Genomic DNA, 18,898 nt, shown 5'->3' with positions numbered 1-18,898 from the left:
AGAAGTTCTATTCATAATGGAACTTCTTTTTTTATGCCATATGAAATTTGAAGTTAAAAGCATCATTATTTAATTGAGCATTTAACTCTAACTCCCCGCCCTATTTCCTTGTTAATTTTAAGTAAAAAAATAATAAAAAATTTCATTCAAACTCAAATAAAAAATATAACACCCACCCTAGATTTATTTAAATTTAAAATGAACTTTCCCGCACGCAGAACAAAATAAAAAATATAGTTTTATTGTCAATTATAACTTTCATTATATATCAAATTCAGTTCACCGTGCGTTAAATAAATTCAAAATTTAATCATAACTTGGGTGGGTACTAAAATTTCTAATAATACAATAAAATAAATTAGATTAGAATTTACAGTATATTATAAAATAATAAAGGGAGGGGTATGTAATTAAAATTGAAAAGTATAAAACTATTCATCTTTCACTATTCTCGATTTTAAATAATTAGCTTTGAATATAAAAATACTATTTTCTTTTATGAAACTTTCTTTATTTTCTTTTAGTATATCACGCATTTCATCTTTTGCTTTACGCATTATCTCTTTATCTTTTATAATATTTCCAAGTTTAAAATCAGGTATACCGCTTTGCTTATCTCCTAAAAACTCGCCTGCTCCCCTCAATTCCAAATCTTTTTCAGATATTTTAAATCCGTCAGTAGTTTCACATATTATGTTAATTCTTTCTTTTATTATATCATTAAGCTCGCTATGTAATATTAAATAACAGTACCCTAATTTATCTCCTCTGCCTACCCTACCTCTTAACTGATGAAGCTGAGATAAACCGAAACGCTCAGCACCTTCTATTAATATTGTAGTAGCATTTGGATTGTCTATTCCTACTTCTATAACTGTAGTTGAAAATAATACCTTTATCTCCCCTCTTGAAAATCTATTCATTATATATTCTTTTTCTTCATCTTTCATCTTACCATGTATAATTTCTATTTGAATATCTGAAAAGTAAGTTTCTTTTGCTCTTTGAAATTCACTTGATAGAGTAATAAAGCTGGAATCATTATTCTCTATTAGCGGAAAAACGACATATCCTTGCTCACCTTTTGCTATTCTGCTTTTTAAGAATTTGTAACAATGATCTCTTTCATAAAGCTCTTTATACTTTGTAAGCACACCTTTTCGACTGCTAGGCATACTTTTTATTATTGATAAATCAAGCTCTCCAAATAATGTTAAAGCTAAAGACTGCGGAATTGGAGTTGCTGTCATCAGAAGATAATCAACATTTGTTCCTTTTGAAAGTAATTTATTTCTCTGTGCCGCTCCGAATCTCTGCTGTTCATCTACTATTGCATAAGAAAGATTTTTAAATACAACTTCATCATAAAGTATAGAATGAGTACCTACCAATATATTACTTTTTCCTTCTCTAAGTCTTTTCAGTAAATATCCTCTCTCATTTTGATTAACAGATGAAGTTAATATATCTATTTTTATAATATCTTCTAAACCTGATGACTTAATAATCTTTTTGAATGTATTATAATGCTGCAATGCTAATATTTCAGTGGGAGCTAAAAATGCAGTTTGAAAACCAGATTCTACAGGTATCAAAGAAGTTAAAAATGCTACGATAGTCTTTCCTGCTCCAACATCTCCCTGAAGTAATCTAAACATTTGCTTATTTGAAAATAGATCATTTTTTATTTCTTCTATTGTATTTAATTGATCAGCCGTAAGTTCAAAAGTTAAACTTGATTTTATCTTCTCTAATAAATTTGAAGAATTATATCTTTCTTCTTTTATTAAAATATTAGGTCTTCTCTCGCTTAAATGTATATATTGAAAAGTTAAAAACTCTTCAAAAATTAAACTTTCCCTAGCTTCATCAAGAGCCTCAAAAGAAGTTGGAAAATGCATCTCCATAATTGAAGATACAAAACTTTTAAGTCTATATTTTTTTTTAATGATACTTGGAATATCATATTTCATATTCTTTTCAAAATTGACAAGCTCATTTACAATTAAAGTTCTTAATTTTTTTTGAGAAAGCCCTTCTGTAAGAGGATATATAGGAACAATTTTACCATATGATAATGCATTAGAAGAAGGTTTTTCAAATTCCGTCATTCTGCATTGAAGTTTACCTCTACCGCTTCTCAAAAATTTACCTGTTAAATATAGCTTTTCTCCTTTTGCAACTCCAGCAGGAAGTCTTCCTCCATAAATAGGTACTTCGCATATTGAAACTCCATCAGTAACTATTACTAAAGGCTTATTTTTATATTGAAAAGTAAAGCTTGATATATCTATAACTTCAACATAAACAACACTTGTTTTCTCTTTGTTTTCTAATGCCTCATGAAGTTTTAAAGTTTTTCTTCTATCTTCATATGCCCTTGGAAAAAAAGCTATTAAATCATATAAAGTAATTATATTCTTTTTTGCAAGTATTTCAGCATATTTTGAACCTACACCCTTTAAATATTTTATACTCTTTGTAAATATATCTTCTGTATACAAAACTATATTTCCTATTTATTTTCCTCATCCACTATTTCATATTCTACTTCATCAATATCTTTTTCTATATCTGCATATTCTGTATCTTCAATATCTTCTGATTTTCCATACTTCCATTCACTATATTTATTTAGATCTTCAGAAAAATATTTCAAACATAAACCAATTATAAATGCATCGTCCAGTAAACCAGCTAAAGGTATAATATCAGGTATAGCATCTATCGGTATTACTATATATAACAAAGCTGCTGCTATAGATGCAATAGTTTTCCAAGGTATATTTTTATAATTACCATTAATATAATCACCTATCATATCTATCATCAATTGAATTGTTTTTAGAAACTTTGAAAGATGTGTAGATGAAGATACATTTAATATATCCTTGGATTTATCAATAATAGATTTTAATTTTTCCAAAGTAATGTCTAAAGAAATACTATCCCATATCTCTTTTGCCTTGTCTTTTGCTCGCATAAATAATACCTTTAAAATTAAGATTTATTTGTAAATTATAACATATTAATAAAAAATTATAAATAATATAGTATAAGTATTTTTTCTATTCAAATATTGCATAAATAAAAAATTATGTTATACTTATTGTAAATATTATAAGGATAATTAATAATGGATAAAGAACAAATAAAAGGTGTAATTATAGAAAATAATCCCGCTATTTTAATGAAATATAAAAATGCTTTTAATAATGAATTTGATATAAGTACTTTTCATGATACTAATTCTTCCTTGGCACATATATTAGAAAACAATTTAGATATATACTTTTATATAATAAGATATAATAAAAATGAAAAAGATGTTATTAATACTTTCATAGAAAAAATCAAAAAAATTAATCCTCAAATAAGATTGGTACTTACAGATATATTAGATGATTTTGATACTAATTTATATCCTAATTCTTTAATATTCCATAAGAATACGGATACTAATGTAATAGTACAGGCTATACAATCTGAAGTAAATAAAATATCGGATGAGGAAGCTAATAAGAAAAGAAGACAATATTCAAGAGTAAATTGGCCTTTGAATGTTATTATAGCATATAAAGATAAAATTAGAGGCACTATAGACAGAAATATACTTTCTATTAGTGGAAATGGAGCTTATATATCATCTGATACTAATATACCTGATAAAGGCGATATGTTAGGTCTTACAATATCTTTTAAAGATTTCAAATTATTTACTGAGGCTAAAGTTGTTTGGATAAATAACGAAAAACAAAAACCTGATTTACCTAAAGGTTTTGCTGTACAATTTATCGATATAGGTATGGCTTCACAGAAAATTATAGATCAAATTATTAGAGATAAATTATTACAAGAATTATTAGTAGAATTTAAAGATGAAAACTTCTCTTCTTAATGATAACAATATTAAAGAAGCAAAAAAAATTATAAGAGAATCATTTAAACTCATTAGAAATAATTTAGATGATGATTTTATACGAGATAAAAGTGCTGTAATTTTTAAAAAATTTAAAAATATAGTAAATATCAATAAATTCGCTTCTATATCCGTATATATAGATTTCAATAATGAAGTTTCTACATATGAAATAATCAATTATGCCTTAAAAAATAATATCAAAGTATCCGTGCCTTTCATTATAGATAATCATAATATGAAATTAAAATATATTAATGATTATGATAAAGATATAAATAGAAATACCAAATTCGGATGCGGAGAACCTTTTGAATATTGCAAAGATTGTAATATAGAAGAAGTATCTATGTTTATTATACCAGCTTTGGCATTTGATGAAAAATGTGGGAGATTAGGATTTGGTAATGGATACTATGATAATATTTTAAGAACAAATAAAAATGCTTTAAGAATAGGTTTGGCATACGATTATCAAATACTTCCATCAATACCAAAAGATGATAATGATGAAATACTTGATATAATTATCAGCGAGAGTAAAGTTATAACTGCTACTTTCTAATATTTTAGCTTTCTGCAACAGTTTCTTCTTCCTCTTCATCAGTAGTGAATAATTTCTCTAAATCTAATACTACCAATAATTTGTCTTCTAATTTACCAACACCTTTAATATATTTCTGCCCTATACCTGAAAGCATTGGAGGAGGAGGCTGAATATCTGAATTGGCAATAGATACTACTTTTGATATAGCATCTATAATAATACCCATATCAACATCTTCTATTTTTACTATGATGATACCTGTATTTTTATCTCCTTCTGTTTCTTCTAAATTGAATCTCTTTTTCAAATCTATTATAGGTATAATATTACCACGTAAATTGATTACACCTTCTACAAAATCTGGGGCATTAGGTATAAGAGTAATCTTTTCCATTTTAATTATCTCTTTAGCCTGCATGATATCTATAGCATACTCACCGCTGCCTAATCTAAAAGTAACAAGGTTTGTACTATCTTCGAGATCAACTCTATTTTCGGTACTTTCAATAGGTTGTTGCTCTGTCTGCTCTGCCATTTATTATGCCTCCATAAAATTTACAATTACTTCATTATCGGAAATATTCTCTTATATTTTATATCAATAAGAAATATTTGCAATCAAAAATAATAGCCTATAAGCTATTTTATTTTACAGTATGTTATATTGTATATCATTTTTTCTTAAAAGTCAATGATAAATTTCATAGTTGTAACTATTGACATTACAACAAAAATAGTTTATATATTACTCAATAAAACTATAATATATAAAATTAGGATTATTTATGAAAATAAAAACTATAAATAAATTCTGGCAGATATTTCCGCTTTTATTTATTATAATTACTGTTTTAATATTCACTGTTAAATATTCAGTACCTATAGAATTTTTACTTTCAATAGGCACATTAATATCATGTATAATAGCATATTCTGCTGGATATAAATGGAAAGATATAGAAAATGCATTTATTAAAAAAATTATTGATACTTGGATTGGAGTATTAATATTCATACTTATAGGCATTGTAGTGGGTTCTTGGATGTATTCAGGTACAGTACCTATGCTTATATACTATGGAATAAAATTTATTCACCCTTCATTCATACCGTTAACTGCATTTATTGTAACATCATTTTTATCAATATTTACAGGTACTTCTTGGGGATCAGCATCTACTGCAGGAGTGGCATTTATAGGTATAGCTCAGGCAGCAAATATACCTCTTCCATTGGTTGCAGGGGCTATTATAAGTGGAGCATATTTAGGAGATAAAAACTCTCCAATATCCGATACTACAGTACTATCAGCACTTGGAGCAGGTACAACTTTACAAAATCATATAAAAACTATGCTTGTAAATACTATACCTTCTGCAATATTAGCAGCAATTGTTTTTACTATATTAGGTTTTAATGCATATCCTATAAATACAGACATTTTAAATCTAAAAGAAGCAAAAGAAATTTTAATATCATTGGATAATATATTTAATTTCAATATATTTCTACTTATTCCGCCTATATTCGTATTAATTGCAAGCATTAAAGAAGTTAATCCTATAATAACAATGTTTATAGGAAGTTTAATCGCTATAATACTTGGTGCTTTATTTCAAGATTTTGGAATAATTAATGCTATGAAATCTTTTGTAACTGGATTTAATATTTCAATGTCAGAAACTATTAATTCAGATACTATACCTTCCAATTTGCATACCTTATTAAACAGAGGCGGTATGATAAGTATGATGCCTAGTGTATTATTTTTGATACTTGCACTCACATACGGAGCTATGCTTGAATTAATAGGTACTTTTAATACTCTTATGAATCTATTAATAAAAATTATAATTGGAGTGAGAAGTTTAATATTTATAACTTGGTTTACAACATTCATAATAAACTCTGCATTAAGTAGTTTACAATTTACATTTTTAACTCTAGGCTCTGTATTAAAAACAGTATATGACAAATATAATATTAATAGAGGAGTACTTTCAAGAACTATGGAAGAAGGAGGAACTCTCACAGAAGTGCTTCTTCCTTGGACACTTACAGGTGTTTACATGACTAGCATACTTGGAGTGCATACTTTAGAATATATGCCTTATTCTTTCTTTAATCTTATAAGTATAGCAATATCTTTTATTTATATGCTTATACTTCCGAAATTTGCTGTAGCTGTAAATAAGGATAATAAAAAATAAAAAAAAGGATATCCTTTATAAAATACTATATTTGAAAACTCAAAAACACTTGTATTGTATCAGGAACTCGATAAAAGAATACAATTAATATACATAGCCAACAGTAAAGCTCAAAAAACTAAACAATATGACATATATAAAAGATTTATAAGATGGGCAAGCGAGAGAATAAAAAGTGATGATAACGGTATAATAGCATTTATAACAAATAATGCCTATTTAGATTCAAAACAAGATGACGGCTTTAGAATAAGCGTACAGAAAGATTTTGATTATATTTACATAGTAGATTTAAAAGGCAATCTTAGAAAAAAGATAAGAGAGAAGGCGAAAATATTTTTAATATACAAACAGGTGTTGCTATAATGTTTTTGATAAAAGATGCCAAAATAAAAGCAGAAAATAAAAAAGCTGATATCAAATACTATAATATGGGCGACAGTTTAAGCAGGCATGAAAAACTTTTGAATTTGTCTGAAATAAAAAAACTTTCAGAAATAGATTTTGAAGACATAGTGCCTACAACAGATAAAGGACAATGGCTGAATCAAACGGATAATGACTTTTATGAGCATATAGCATTAATAGACAAAAATGTAAAAAATCAAAAGGTTGGTAAAGGCATAGAACAGAAAGCTATTTTTAAAATATTTAGTTTAGGAGCATTAACTGCAAGAGATGACTGGGATTATGATTTTGATAAAAAACAGCTTGAAAGAAAAATAAAATATTTTTTGAAAGTTTATAATAAAGAAAGAAAAAAATGGCTTGCAAAGAATTGAATGATGCATAGATGAATAATAATTTAGACTATTCTATAAAATGTGTGGGGACACAAAAGACTACTTGAAAACATAGAACCGTACACCAACTTACAAATTGAAAGCAATTTAAATTACATTCCTAAAAAGATAGACAACCCTAATAAAAATAATTTCTTTGACTCTCTAAAATTAAATAAAGAAACAGGCACAATAATACTAGATTCAAAAAACATTATCAAAAATATATCATCAAAAGCTTTTGATTATAAAATAGGAAGCAGGTCTACTTTAGACTGTATTTGCGATTATTACAAGCCTAAAAAGTTAAAGCCTGAAAAAGAACTTCATCATAAAACACTCATAGAGAATAACTCACAAATTATGACTGGGTTTCAATACGCTAATATATTATTGATATTATACCTAGAATAGTTGCTGTCAGTATAGAGAGTGTTGATATTTTGAGAGGCTTAAAAATTAAAGTAATTAAATATATTACTTATGATGATAAAAATAAGGCATACTGAAAATTATCAGCATGCCTTTATAATATATTTAAATTATTTAATTATCATATCTGTACATCAGCATCATAATCTATGCCATCCAAACCAAATCCATGAAGATGCAAATACTCATCTCTAAATTGTGCTAAATCAGCATTAGCTTTCAATGAATCATTATCTTTAATCTTATCCCAAGCAGCAGCAACTTCTTTCTGTACATCTTCTCTCATTTCCCAATCGTCCAATCTTAATCTGTTTTCTTCATCAAGTATAAAGCCTTTACCAGAATAAATTTTTTCAGCAAACTGTCTGTACATCTGTTCAATACATCCTTCATGTATACCTTTATCTTTCATAACTTTGAATAATATACTGATATATAAAGGCATAGCAGGTATAACAGCAGAAGCTCTAGTAACAACAGCTTTAGCAACACTCACATAAGCATGTCCTTTTAATTTCTCCTGCATCATCTTATCCATATTTAAAGCAGTAGCTTCCAAATCGTCTTTAGCCTTTCCAATAGTACCATCTCTATATATAGCTTTAGTCATTTCAGGTCCTATATATGAATAAGCCAAAGTAATACAATTTTCTGAAAGCATATCTTCTTTTATTAATAATTCAATCCAATCTTTCCAATCCTCTCCACCCATAACTTTAACAGTAGATTTTATATCCTCATCGCTTGCAGCTGGCATCTCTACATTAATTAATTCCTCTTTCATAAAGTCAGTGCCAAAACCGCTATAATCTTTACCTATAGGTTTTAAAGTAGAACGATATGTTATTCCTTCATTTTCATCTTTTCTTATTCCTGTAGCCAAACTATATATAATACAATCTATTTTACCGCCGAAAAATTCTTTTGCCTCTTTTGTAATATTCTCTTTAGAAGATTTTAAAAATGCATCTCCTATTATTGTTTTTTCCTTAAGACCATCTCTTTTGGCATATTCACTAAATGCCTTATTATTATACCAGCCCGGAGTAGCTGTTTTATCTTCTGAAGCAGCTCTCTCAAAAGATACCCCCATAGTTGTAGCTCCCATACTATAAGCTAATACTATTCTGCTTGCAAGCCCATATCCTCCTGAAGCTCCCAATACTAATGCATTTTTTATATTAGATGTTATTTTAGGCTGAGATTTAACATAATTTATTTGATTTTCAACTTCTTTCGCACAGCCTGTAGGATGAGATGTTTTGCATACATTATTTATTATTTGCGGTTTTACTATCATATATTTCCTCCATTACTTTTAGACTTTATAATAGTATATCAATTAATTTTTTTTTCAATAGAAAAAGTAATTTATTATTAATAAAAATATATTATGCAAATTGCTAAAATTTAGAAATTATCCATCTAATGAAAGCAAGTATCAAGGTTACAATTATACTTGTAGTCAAAGGAAATGAAAAGGTGAAATTTCCTTTTTTTATAAAAATATCTCCGGGCAATTTACCAAAAGGAATTTTTATCTTAAATAAGAATAATATTCCAATTATTATTGATATTACACCAATAACTATAAAAATTTTTGCAAGATAAGTATTCATCATTCAGCCATTTTTTTATTCATCTTCTCTATATCTTTATCATGTCCTGCAATAATAAGTATATCACCTTCAACCATAGGCTCATCAGGATCAGGTGTACAATCAACAACTATTTTTTTCTCTCCCAATATACCGACTGTCTCTTTCTTCACTGCCACAACATTAATTTTATATTTTTTTCTTAAATCAAGCTCTTTGAAATTTTTTCCAGCAAGACTGCCATGAACAGGAAATTCTACTATAGAATGATACTCTGTTAAATCATAAAGTAAAACAGTATCTCCAACTTCAAGCTGTTCTGCAATATGTATACCCATAGACTCTTCAGGACTAACTAAATGTGTTACTCCTATCATACTAAGTATGGCTTTATGCTTCTCATTAGAATATCTTGCTATAATATTTTTTACATTAAGTTCTTTTAAAAGTAATGCTGTTAATATACTTGTCATCATATCTTCACCTATAGTAAGTATAACAGCATCAAATTTATTGATTTCTATAGCCTCTAAAGCCTCTTTCTGAGTAGAATCAAGTCTCATAGCTTGAGTAACATTATTTTTTATAGCCTCTATCTCATTAATATCATTATCTATAGCAAATACTTCTATTGAAGGTTTTGTCATAAGTCTATTAATTAATGCTTTACCTAAAGTTCCTACACCTATAACAGCATATTGAAGCATAGTAATACCCCTAAAATTTAGTTTTATATATTATAAAATTAATATAAAAATTTGTCAAAAAATATTATAAATTAAATTTATACTAATAAACATGAAATATCAATAAAATTTACATAAAAATATAATAGTATATAATTTTCATACTTTTTCTTTACTTCAAAATTAATAAATTTAAAAAATATTTTGAATTTAATATATTTAAACAATTTTTTTTTACACTACATTTTCTATTATGTTATTATATATATAATAAAAAATGTAGAGGAGGTTAATTACATGAAAAAAATGATATTTGTTTTAACTATATTATCTTTTATAGCAGTTGTATCATGTAATAGCAAACAAGGTCCTATAGATAAACCATTAACATCAAATGTACCTAGTGATGATAAAACAAAAAAAGAAGGTACTCCATTGGCTGATTGGGATGGAAACAGCAAAACTTTAAAAGTGAATGCATCTATTAAAGCTAATAATGTTACATATAATCAAGATGGCTACACATTATTAGAAAGATTATACAATACTGTTTGGTATCAATCAGAATCAGATTTTGATGACGGAAGATTAGAAACAGAAGAAGAGTTTGTATTATTTGATCCAACTTCAAAAATGGTAAAAAGAGAATATGAAAATGGAAGAATGGATGAAAAAGATGAATATTCTTCATTAAAACATATTGAAGATATAGCTCTTAAGGTTCAAGATGATAAGAAGAGCAGAAATGCATGCATAGTTCAAAATATCGAAAAAGATAATTTTGGATATGATGTTGAATATGAAGGTTATTATTTAGAAGACAGAGATACTTTATATATAGTTGATGGCGATAATATAGAGATGGTAAAATTAAAACTAAATGATATAATAAATGGAAATACTACAAAATACAGAGATGATAAATTCGTATTATCTACAAAACCATTATAAATATATAAAAATAAAGGGGCTTAAATTTTAAGTCCCTTTTTTAATTATTTTTTAATCATCATTATTAGCCATATAATCTAATTTCACCAAATAATCAATCTTATCAACAACTTTAGTGAAAGGTTTCTCAACACTAATTAAAGCTCTCTCAACATTATTTCCATCTTCATCTTCAATATAAATATCATAATATAATTCTTTATGATCATACTCATTTTCAAAAGTAAGTCTTATAAAGATAAAGTTATTTATATTAATTCTATCCATTTTAGGCTCATACTCTAAACGTTTAATCTCAGTATTTAATAATTCCTTACCCAAATTTTCTACTATAATCTTATAAATAGATTCAAGTTCTTTTCTTATATAATGAACATTGTTATCAAACATTATAAAAACTCCAAATTATATATTTTTTAGTATATTAAATATATCAAAATAAATTAATTTTGTCAAAATAATTTATAATAATATTTATATATCAATGTTTATCTAATATAGCAGCTACCTCTTCATCTCCTAATTCTCTTGCGATTTCAGCAAGCTCTTTAGCCTTTTTCTTAGCAAGATTAGGATTGGCATTATTATTAAGAAGTATTAATGCTGTTTCAAAATTACTATTTTCTATAGCATAAGAAAGAGCAGTTTCTCCATCTTTATCAACTATATTAACATCAGCACCATTTTCTAATAATATATTAATAGCCTCTGTAGATATCTCTCTGCCTGAAAAAGATATTAAAGGAGTTATACCAGCCAAATTTGCTTTATTAATATTAGTAGTTTTTGCTAACACTTTTACACTTTCTACATCATTAGCAATTAAAAGAGGAGTAATACCTTCAGAAGATACTAAATTAATATCGGCACCATTATCTACCAAAAAAATCACTATATCAGAATTAGAATTATCAGCGGCAAAAAATAAAGGACTCCAGCCATAATTATTAGCAACATTAACATCTGCTTCGGCATTAACTAAAAGTTCAACTACATTAAAATTACTGTCATATATTCCAATACCCTGTCTAGCCCATATATCAGTAGCATATAAAAGAGCAGTATAATTTTTCTTATTTTTCAAATTAACATCAGCATTATTTTGTATAAGTGCATTTACCAAATCCGCATAACCATAATATGAAGCTATCATTAAAGCAGTAGTACCCTCATCAAAAGTTACACTAAGATCATATTCTGTATCTTCAGAATTTACTATATTTGTAGATGCTGTTAAAGTATTATTTATATTACCAGAAGAAATCAAATTTTTTATTATATTTATAGAAGGACTTCCATCATATTTTGCTATAGCATCTTCTAAAGATAAATCCTGAACTATATCATTACTTTCTAGAGTTTTTTCATCATTTTGAGCATCTTTATTGATATAGTCGGTATTTTTTTGAGTGCATGATAAAAATGATAATAATAAAAATGCATATATGATAAATCTCATAGCATCCCCCAATAATTAACCATATATTCTCTCCCTCTTAAACATATTAACATATCTTAAGAATTATATCAATTACAAATATAATAATGACAATTTTTATATTAATATATTTAAAATTATTTATAAATATCAAAAATAAAGGGCTTACAAATAATAGAAAGCCCTTATATTAATTATTTATTTACTTTACCTAAAAGTTTTTCAGCGATCACTCTTCCTGTAGGAGTATTGGCAAGTCCTCCCATAGAAGTTTCTTTAAATCTCTCATCCATTCCATCTCCTACTTCTTTCATAGCAAGTACAACTTCATCAGCAGGTATAACACTTCTAAAACCAGCACAAGCCATCTCAGCAGAAACAATAGCATGAACGGCAGACATAACATTTTTTCCCATACAAGGCACTTCAACAAATCCAGCAATAGGATCGCATATAAGTCCAAGCATAGTTGATATAGTAAGAGCAAATGCGTCAGCACATTGCTGAGGAGTACCGCCCATAATCTCAGCACATGCACTTGAAGCCATTCCCGCAGCAGAACCGCATTCAGCCATACATCCGCCTTCAGCACCAGCAAATGTAGCTATTTGAGCAATAATATCTGCCAATCCTCCAGCAGTAAACATTGATTTTACTACATCTTCTTTATTATATCCCCTATTTTCACATACTGTAAGAACAGCAGGCATTACTCCGCAACTTCCAGCAGTAGGAGCAGCTATAATTTTACCCATACAAGCATTATAACCACTTACCGCCATTGCAGCAGTTACAACCTCTCCAACTACCTCTCCTAATATACCCTTTTTAGCTCTGTAAAACTTATCTACTATTTCAACACATTCATCTTGCAAACCTGTTACAAAATTAAATTTATCTTTTTTTCCATTTACAACAGATTCTTTCATTATGTCATAGTATTTGCTCATATTTGCAATAACAGCTTCTCTACTGGATTTCTGGCTATTAGCTTCTATATCTATTACTATATCACTTATTTTCACATTCTTTTCTGAAGCTAAAGTAACTAATGATTCTATAGATTTTATATCCATAATATTTTATCTCCATATAATATTAATATAATTTATCTAAAAATACAAAGTCTCTTATATTCTCTATATTTCTTATTTTATTTTCAATCTCTTCAGATATAACATCAGTCATACCTATAACAATAATAGCATATCCCTTATTAGGACCCTCAAATTGAGGAGTTACATTCATATTTTCAATATTAATACCATTTTCAAATATGATAGAAGTAACTTTAGCTATAATACCGGGAACATCTTTGTTAACTATAGCAATAGTAGGAAAATCACCCTTATAATGAACTTCAATACCATTAACTTTATCCAAAACTATCAAACCTCCTCCTATGGAAGAAGCCAATATATTAATTTCATTATTATCCCCTTTAGCTTCAATATATAAAGTATTAGGATGAAAAGCTTCCCTTAATTTTGTAGGTATGAATTCATATTTTAGATTTGATTTATAAGCAATATCGTAGCTATCTCTAAGTCTAGGATCATCTGTATCAAATCCTAAAAGACCTGCTAAAATAGCCTTATCTGTTCCATGTCCTTTCCAAGTTAATGCAAAAGATCCATGCAAATAAATTTTAGCCTCCCTTACATCTTCACCTAAAATATTTTTAGCAAGCTTCCCTATACGACAAGCTCCTGCCGTATGCGAACTTGAAGGCCCTATCATTACAGGACCTATTATATCGAATAATGTAGCCATAAAATATCCTCCATTTATAACTATAATTTAACATAATAAATAAATTTTGAATATAGTTTTTTTTAATTTTTTATAAACAGAGAATAAAAAAATATGAAAAAATATTGATAATTACTATTAATAAAATTATTTCAATAATTAAAATAATAAACTTATTTCAAGACCGACTTTAGTTTCATATCCGAAATAACTTGAAGCACCTCTAGGTTTTCCATATCCAACTTTTAAAGATACTGCATATCTATAAAACTCTATTCCTATACCAAAATTAACAGCTGCATGCCAAGTATCATTTATCAATCCTAATCTGTCTTTTTTATCCAAAATAGCAGCAATATTGATTCCTGTTATCAAGCTAATCTCATCTTTATATAAAGGAAATCTATAATCAAGACCTGTATGTATTCTAAATAATTGCGGACTATTTCCAACAGCATTATAAGAAATTTCAGATCCTAAATAAATACTGAAATTTTTTATATAATAATAAACTGATATAGAACCAAATTCATAACTACTTCCGCTTCTAATTTTGGTATCGCCTTTAAAACCATCAACCAAATGAGTAGATTGATGATACATAGGTATAAATCTTATTTTCATATTAATACCTACAAGATTTTGAAGCCAAAGATCGGCAAATACCATAAATTGCCCAGAAAAATCATAAACATCAAATAATCCATTATTTCTTCCAAGTATATAAATTTCCATAGCTCCGCCCATACCTACAGAAAAATATTTATTCCTATAAAACATTATTTCACTAGCCAAACGCCCTTCAATATATAATGCTACCGATTTGAAATCCCAATTAACATTAGGATCTATAAGTGATAAATTTTTATCTACATTAAAGTTTTTAGCAAATAATATTCTTCCTATAAAGGCTCTAGGATCCTGCCAGCCCATATAATATTTGTCAACTTCATATATACGAAATGGATTTTTAAAGCTATAATCATTTTTAATATAATTTAAGTTATTTTCTTGAGTATATAAATTTGCAATAGATATAAATAGTAAAATAAATATTGTATAATAAATTTTGCTATTAAATTTTGTAGCTGCAAAAATTTTATTTAAATAAGAATTAAAGCTCTGCTGTGATTTTAAATAAAAAATCTGAACATAATCATTTATAAACAAAAATATCATAATATTACTTAATTCCTAAAAATTAAATCATCAATTAATTTAATTTCTTAGGTATTCTAACATTTCTCAATGCCTCTAATCTCTGAACAATAGCTTTTTGAACATCAAAGTTACTAGGTTCTACATTATCAAAATCATATTTATTAGCAAGTATTAAAGTTTCTTTCTCCTGAACATAATTACGCATTCTTCTATAAATTAAAGACATTCTGAAAAGTGATAATTTTTGTCTATATCCATTTAAATAAGCTTGTCTATAATAATCTATAGCAGCAGTACCTCGGTTTCTATTTCCATAATGTTCTGCTAATCTAAAATATATTCTTCCTTTCTCATACTTTTTATATGTTTTATCAGCCATATCAATGATTTCTTTTTCTACATTAGCATAATTATTTTCATCTATTAATTTCTCATAAATATACAAAAGGCTGAAATACGAATCCAACTTATAAGCAGGTATTGTAAGATTAGTATATAAGTTTATAGCTTTTCTATACTCTTCTATAGCCAAACGATATGATGCCGCACCGCCTTGTTCTGCAGGACTTCCAGCTTCTTTCTCATATATTAAGCCCAAAAAATAATGAGCATCAGCATTATCAGGATAATACATCAAAGTTTTATTCATTATATAAAGAGCATAAGCTATATCGCCTTTATATATAGCCCTTTTAGCCTCCCCTATATATACCCAAGCAGGTTCTAATTTACCGTTGAATAATGAACTATAAGTATTTGTATCTATATTTATAGTTCTTACTGTATCAGCTGTTCTATTTGGGATATTAAGGGACTGACCTTTAGCATATATTGATAAAGGAATCAATACTAATATATTAAATGTTAAAAATATACGTTTCATAATCTGCATCAAAATAAAGTTTTTTTTATTATTTAATATATCGGTATAATAAATTTTTACATTAAATGATTTTTTTATAACAAATCTAATTCTTGAAATATTTATTTACTATCTCATCATCTTCTAAAGCTGTTAATATTTCAGCACCATTTTCTGTAACCGCTACAGTATGTTCATAATGAGCAGATAATGAACCATCTCTTGTTACAATAGTCCAATCATCATCTTCTATTAAAATGGCATGATGTCCCATATTAACCATAGGCTCTATAGCTATAACCATATTAGTTTTAAGTATAGGACCTGATCCTTGCTTACCTCTATTTGGTACAGCAGGCTCCTCATGCAAATTAGCACCTACTCCATGACCTTGAAATTCCCTTACAAGAGAATAACCTGCATCTTCTGCAGTTTTCTGCACAGCATGAGAAACATCTCCTAAATGAACGCCGTCTCTAATTTTTTTTACACCGTTAAAGAATGACTGCATAGTAGTTTCTACTAATCTTGCTGCCTCTTCAGATACATTTCCTACTTTATAAGTAAATGCTCTGTCAGAATGATATCCCTTATAATATACTCCTATATCAAGACCTATAATATCCCCATCTTTTAAGATCTTATTCTTGCTAGGTATACCATGTATTACTTCATTATTGATAGAAGCACATACAGAAGCTGGAAAAGGAGGATTACCGTATCCCTTAAAAGAAGGCTTGGCATTATGTTTTCTTATATAATCATATACAAATTTATCTATTTCTTTTGTTGAGATGCCGGGCTGAACTATCTTACTAACCTCTTTAAATACATTAGCCAATATATGTCCGCTTTCACGCATTAAATTTATTTCCGCTTGTGTTTTTATTTTTATAGCCATTTTACATATTCACCTTATATTATATTATTTGAATTATTATTATTCATATTTAAATTATTATTTGAACTATCATTATTAACAGTATTATTATTTGAAAATTCTTCATCTTCAATTTTCATACCTGTAAATGATTCTTGAACTACTTTTGTAATATCTTTTTTCTGTCCGCCTGTAATAGTCATCTCACCCTGTATAACAGCACCTTCCCCTACATCTATTTTAGGAGCTTCTATATTTCCTAAAACTCTTCCTGTTTCTATTAATACAACTTCTTTTTGAGCATCGATATTTCCGATTAATGTTCCTGCTATAGTAATACTTTCTGTTATAATTGTACTTGTTTTTACTTTACCATTAGGTCCTATAATCAAATGTCCGTCTATTTTCAATTCTCCTTCAAATTTTCCGTCTATCTGAAAAGAACCTTTTACAATAAAAGTACCTTTAAAAGAAGAACCATCTCCTATAACGCTGTTTACTATGTCTTTTCTTGCCATAAATTCTAACTCCTAAAATTTGATTTTATAAGATAGTTATAAAAAGTCAATATTATATTAATTATAACATAATTTTATTTTTTAGGTATACAAAAAAGTACTGTCTCTCCTCCCCAAGGCGAGAAAGTTCTTATATAATAATCATAATTTTCTGTTATCTCTTTGATAAATATTGGTACCTTATAAAAATCTTCCATAAAAAGCTCGCCGCCATGATAAATAGCAATAGCAATAGAAGGTCTGAATTTTTTTATTGTTTTTACAGCTCCTTCAAGTATATGCTTCTCCGCTCCTTCTACATCCATCTTTAAATAATCTATTCTTTCTATATTATTATTTTCAACAAATTCATCTAAAGTAATAGCATTCATCTTAACTGCAGGCGTATTAGGTGTCATAGATACAAAATCAATGATTTCTTTTTTATTAGAAAATAAAACATTCTCCAATATTACATTATTTAAATTATATTTTTGTTTAATTGATTTTAATGTATCATAGGCATTTTTATCAGGTTCAAAAGCATAAATCTTAGCATTATCATTACATTTTTTTGAAAAGAAATAAGCAGTGTCCCCCTTCCAAGCTCCTACATCAAATATTACACTATCTCCGCATACCTCAAAAATATTTTTAATATTATACTGTTCAAGTTTGAATATATAAAAAAGAAGAAAATTTTCTATTTCTTTGGGATATTTACTTTTTTCTAAAAGAAATAAAAACCTTTTTAGTCCCCATGAAAATATATTAATAGAACCATATTTGATACTCAATTTTATTTTTTCTCTAGTATTACTATAGGCATCCTTATTGAATGCAAGTAAATATCTATACCTTACTATTTTTTTAAATAACTCCTTTGAATAATCCTCTTCAAGCATATTATAAAAAATTTCAAAACTATTATTATGATCCTCTTTCATGGCATTGATAAAATTATCATTATTTTCAGTTTCCACTATATTAGCACTGCTGATTTTTTTCATTACCTTACTTCGGCATTCTTCTAATATTTTTTCTATTTCTTTCATATTATTGCTAATAAAAATTACTCGCTATTAGTTCTATCAGCTAAAGCTAATAGAAACTCGTAATTTTTATAATCTCCTAATAATTTTAAGTATTACAATTTAATTTATTGCTAATAAAAATTACTCGC

General features: G+C 27.3%; 22 protein-coding genes. 7 read left to right on the top strand and 15 right to left on the bottom strand.

Annotated elements, in window-relative coordinates; all coding sequences use genetic code 11:
• Nucleotides 1-431 precede the first annotated feature (431 nt).
• Nucleotides 432-2,504, bottom strand: coding sequence for an ATP-dependent DNA helicase RecG (recG, locus tag Q1J76_RS05560; protein WP_300368011.1), 2,073 nt, complete (start codon nt 2,502-2,504; stop codon nt 432-434).
• 11 nt (nt 2,505-2,515) lie between these two features.
• Nucleotides 2,516-2,983: a YkvA family protein gene (locus tag Q1J76_RS05555; RefSeq protein WP_300368008.1), complete on the bottom strand. Its 468-nt coding sequence runs from the start codon at nt 2,981-2,983 to the stop codon at nt 2,516-2,518.
• Nucleotides 2,984-3,136: 153 nt separating this feature from the next.
• Between Q1J76_RS05555 and Q1J76_RS05550 the strand changes: the two genes are divergently transcribed.
• Together Q1J76_RS05550 and Q1J76_RS05545 are read left to right on the top strand one after the other, a co-directional pair.
• Nucleotides 3,137-3,898: a PilZ domain-containing protein gene (locus tag Q1J76_RS05550; protein WP_300368005.1), complete on the top strand. Its 762-nt coding sequence runs from the start codon at nt 3,137-3,139 to the stop codon at nt 3,896-3,898.
• Entirely contained in the window at nt 3,879-4,484 is a 606-nt protein-coding gene (locus Q1J76_RS05545) for a 5-formyltetrahydrofolate cyclo-ligase (protein WP_300368002.1), read from the top strand. The genes Q1J76_RS05550 and Q1J76_RS05545 overlap by 20 nt, the downstream gene beginning before the upstream one ends.
• 4 nt (nt 4,485-4,488) lie before the next feature.
• Here the strand turns inward: Q1J76_RS05545 and Q1J76_RS05540 are convergent, their stop codons facing one another.
• Nucleotides 4,489-5,001, bottom strand: coding sequence for a chemotaxis protein CheW (locus Q1J76_RS05540; RefSeq protein WP_300367999.1), 513 nt, complete (start codon nt 4,999-5,001; stop codon nt 4,489-4,491).
• Nucleotides 5,002-5,251: 250 nt separating this feature from the next.
• On the opposite strand from Q1J76_RS05540, the gene nhaC reads away from it, so the two are divergent.
• The 4 genes from nhaC to Q1J76_RS05520 are packed head-to-tail and all read left to right on the top strand — an operon-like array spanning nt 5,252 to nt 7,872.
• Entirely contained in the window at nt 5,252-6,676 is a 1,425-nt protein-coding gene (gene nhaC / locus Q1J76_RS05535; protein WP_300367996.1) for a Na+/H+ antiporter NhaC, read from the top strand.
• Nucleotides 6,677-6,730: 54 nt separating this feature from the next.
• Nucleotides 6,731-7,042 (top strand): hypothetical protein, encoded by a 312-nt coding sequence (locus Q1J76_RS05530; RefSeq protein WP_300367993.1) that lies wholly within the window; start codon nt 6,731-6,733, stop codon nt 7,040-7,042.
• Nucleotides 7,042-7,458 (top strand): type ISP restriction/modification enzyme, encoded by a 417-nt coding sequence (locus Q1J76_RS05525; protein ID WP_300367990.1) that lies wholly within the window; start codon nt 7,042-7,044, stop codon nt 7,456-7,458. The genes Q1J76_RS05530 and Q1J76_RS05525 overlap by 1 nt, the downstream gene beginning before the upstream one ends.
• A gap of 42 nt (nt 7,459-7,500) precedes the next feature.
• Nucleotides 7,501-7,872, top strand: coding sequence for a type ISP restriction/modification enzyme (locus Q1J76_RS05520; RefSeq protein WP_300367987.1), 372 nt, complete (start codon nt 7,501-7,503; stop codon nt 7,870-7,872).
• A gap of 139 nt (nt 7,873-8,011) precedes the next feature.
• Here the strand turns inward: Q1J76_RS05520 and fabV are convergent, their stop codons facing one another.
• From fabV to Q1J76_RS05505, 3 genes are all read right to left on the bottom strand, one after another.
• The gene (gene fabV / locus Q1J76_RS05515) at nt 8,012-9,190 is read right to left on the bottom strand and encodes an enoyl-ACP reductase FabV (RefSeq protein WP_300367984.1); all 1,179 of its coding nucleotides are present in this window, start codon (nt 9,188-9,190) and stop codon (nt 8,012-8,014) included.
• 103 nt (nt 9,191-9,293) lie between these two features.
• A complete protein-coding gene (locus tag Q1J76_RS05510) occupies nt 9,294-9,509 on the bottom strand; it encodes a DUF2905 domain-containing protein (protein WP_300367981.1) in 216 nt (71 codons plus the stop codon).
• Nucleotides 9,509-10,195, bottom strand: a complete 687-nt coding sequence (locus Q1J76_RS05505; protein WP_300367978.1) for a potassium channel family protein — start codon at nt 10,193-10,195, stop codon at nt 9,509-9,511. The genes Q1J76_RS05510 and Q1J76_RS05505 overlap by 1 nt, the downstream gene beginning before the upstream one ends.
• A 276-nt stretch (nt 10,196-10,471) precedes the next feature.
• Between Q1J76_RS05505 and Q1J76_RS05500 the strand changes: the two genes are divergently transcribed.
• A complete protein-coding gene (locus Q1J76_RS05500; protein ID WP_300367975.1) occupies nt 10,472-11,125 on the top strand; it encodes a hypothetical protein in 654 nt (217 codons plus the stop codon).
• Nucleotides 11,126-11,176: 51 nt separating this feature from the next.
• On the opposite strand, the gene Q1J76_RS05495 is transcribed toward Q1J76_RS05500, so the two are convergent.
• The 9 genes from Q1J76_RS05495 to Q1J76_RS05455 form a co-directional block, all read right to left on the bottom strand.
• Nucleotides 11,177-11,515 (bottom strand): hypothetical protein, encoded by a 339-nt coding sequence (locus tag Q1J76_RS05495; protein WP_300367972.1) that lies wholly within the window; start codon nt 11,513-11,515, stop codon nt 11,177-11,179.
• A gap of 91 nt (nt 11,516-11,606) precedes the next feature.
• Nucleotides 11,607-12,584, bottom strand: a complete 978-nt coding sequence (locus tag Q1J76_RS05490; RefSeq protein ID WP_300367969.1) for an ankyrin repeat domain-containing protein — start codon at nt 12,582-12,584, stop codon at nt 11,607-11,609.
• A gap of 173 nt (nt 12,585-12,757) precedes the next feature.
• Nucleotides 12,758-13,639: an L-serine ammonia-lyase, iron-sulfur-dependent, subunit alpha gene (gene sdaAA, locus Q1J76_RS05485; protein ID WP_300367966.1), complete on the bottom strand. Its 882-nt coding sequence runs from the start codon at nt 13,637-13,639 to the stop codon at nt 12,758-12,760.
• A gap of 22 nt (nt 13,640-13,661) precedes the next feature.
• Complete coding sequence (gene sdaAB / locus Q1J76_RS05480; RefSeq protein WP_300367963.1) at nt 13,662-14,336, bottom strand: L-serine ammonia-lyase, iron-sulfur-dependent subunit beta; 675 nt, start codon at nt 14,334-14,336, stop codon at nt 13,662-13,664.
• A gap of 138 nt (nt 14,337-14,474) precedes the next feature.
• Complete coding sequence (locus Q1J76_RS05475; RefSeq protein ID WP_300367960.1) at nt 14,475-15,494, bottom strand: hypothetical protein; 1,020 nt, start codon at nt 15,492-15,494, stop codon at nt 14,475-14,477.
• Nucleotides 15,495-15,528: 34 nt separating this feature from the next.
• A complete protein-coding gene (locus Q1J76_RS05470) occupies nt 15,529-16,359 on the bottom strand; it encodes a tetratricopeptide repeat protein (RefSeq protein ID WP_300367957.1) in 831 nt (276 codons plus the stop codon).
• 85 nt (nt 16,360-16,444) lie between these two features.
• The gene (gene map / locus Q1J76_RS05465; RefSeq protein ID WP_300367954.1) at nt 16,445-17,239 is read right to left on the bottom strand and encodes a type I methionyl aminopeptidase; all 795 of its coding nucleotides are present in this window, start codon (nt 17,237-17,239) and stop codon (nt 16,445-16,447) included.
• A 14-nt stretch (nt 17,240-17,253) separates the two neighbouring features.
• On the bottom strand, nt 17,254-17,736 hold the full coding sequence (locus Q1J76_RS05460; protein ID WP_300367951.1) for a bactofilin family protein: 483 nt from the start codon (nt 17,734-17,736) through the stop codon (nt 17,254-17,256).
• A 74-nt stretch (nt 17,737-17,810) separates the two neighbouring features.
• Complete coding sequence (locus Q1J76_RS05455; RefSeq protein WP_300367948.1) at nt 17,811-18,770, bottom strand: FkbM family methyltransferase; 960 nt, start codon at nt 18,768-18,770, stop codon at nt 17,811-17,813.
• Between the last annotated feature and the right edge of the window lie 128 nt (nt 18,771-18,898).

Origin of the sequence: Brachyspira sp., assembly GCF_029258575.1 — a bacterium.
Classification (GTDB): domain Bacteria; phylum Spirochaetota; class Brachyspiria; order Brachyspirales; family Brachyspiraceae; genus Brachyspira.
The sequence above is the reverse complement of the archived record's forward strand: the minus strand, read 5'-3'. Positions and strand labels throughout refer to the sequence as shown.

Coding starts and splice junctions, on each gene's coding strand:
- Q1J76_RS05555 (WP_300368008.1), bottom strand. CDS start 2,983: ATGCGAGCAAAAGACAAGGCAAAAGAGATATGGGATAGTATTTCTTTA.
- Q1J76_RS05550 (WP_300368005.1), top strand. CDS start 3,137: ATGGATAAAGAACAAATAAAAGGTGTAATTATAGAAAATAATCCCGCT.
- Q1J76_RS05545 (WP_300368002.1), top strand. CDS start 3,879: ATGAAAACTTCTCTTCTTAATGATAACAATATTAAAGAAGCAAAAAAA.
- Q1J76_RS05540 (WP_300367999.1), bottom strand. CDS start 5,001: ATGGCAGAGCAGACAGAGCAACAACCTATTGAAAGTACCGAAAATAGA.
- nhaC (WP_300367996.1), top strand. CDS start 5,252: ATGAAAATAAAAACTATAAATAAATTCTGGCAGATATTTCCGCTTTTA.
- Q1J76_RS05525 (WP_300367990.1), top strand. CDS start 7,042: ATGTTTTTGATAAAAGATGCCAAAATAAAAGCAGAAAATAAAAAAGCT.
- fabV (WP_300367984.1), bottom strand. CDS start 9,190: ATGATAGTAAAACCGCAAATAATAAATAATGTATGCAAAACATCTCAT.
- Q1J76_RS05510 (WP_300367981.1), bottom strand. CDS start 9,509: ATGAATACTTATCTTGCAAAAATTTTTATAGTTATTGGTGTAATATCA.
- Q1J76_RS05505 (WP_300367978.1), bottom strand. CDS start 10,195: ATGCTTCAATATGCTGTTATAGGTGTAGGAACTTTAGGTAAAGCATTA.
- Q1J76_RS05500 (WP_300367975.1), top strand. CDS start 10,472: ATGAAAAAAATGATATTTGTTTTAACTATATTATCTTTTATAGCAGTT.
- Q1J76_RS05495 (WP_300367972.1), bottom strand. CDS start 11,515: ATGTTTGATAACAATGTTCATTATATAAGAAAAGAACTTGAATCTATT.
- Q1J76_RS05490 (WP_300367969.1), bottom strand. CDS start 12,584: ATGAGATTTATCATATATGCATTTTTATTATTATCATTTTTATCATGC.
- sdaAA (WP_300367966.1), bottom strand. CDS start 13,639: ATGGATATAAAATCTATAGAATCATTAGTTACTTTAGCTTCAGAAAAG.
- sdaAB (WP_300367963.1), bottom strand. CDS start 14,336: ATGGCTACATTATTCGATATAATAGGTCCTGTAATGATAGGGCCTTCA.
- Q1J76_RS05475 (WP_300367960.1), bottom strand. CDS start 15,494: ATGATATTTTTGTTTATAAATGATTATGTTCAGATTTTTTATTTAAAA.
- Q1J76_RS05470 (WP_300367957.1), bottom strand. CDS start 16,359: ATGAAACGTATATTTTTAACATTTAATATATTAGTATTGATTCCTTTA.
- map (WP_300367954.1), bottom strand. CDS start 17,239: ATGGCTATAAAAATAAAAACACAAGCGGAAATAAATTTAATGCGTGAA.
- Q1J76_RS05460 (WP_300367951.1), bottom strand. CDS start 17,736: ATGGCAAGAAAAGACATAGTAAACAGCGTTATAGGAGATGGTTCTTCT.
- Q1J76_RS05455 (WP_300367948.1), bottom strand. CDS start 18,770: ATGAAAGAAATAGAAAAAATATTAGAAGAATGCCGAAGTAAGGTAATG.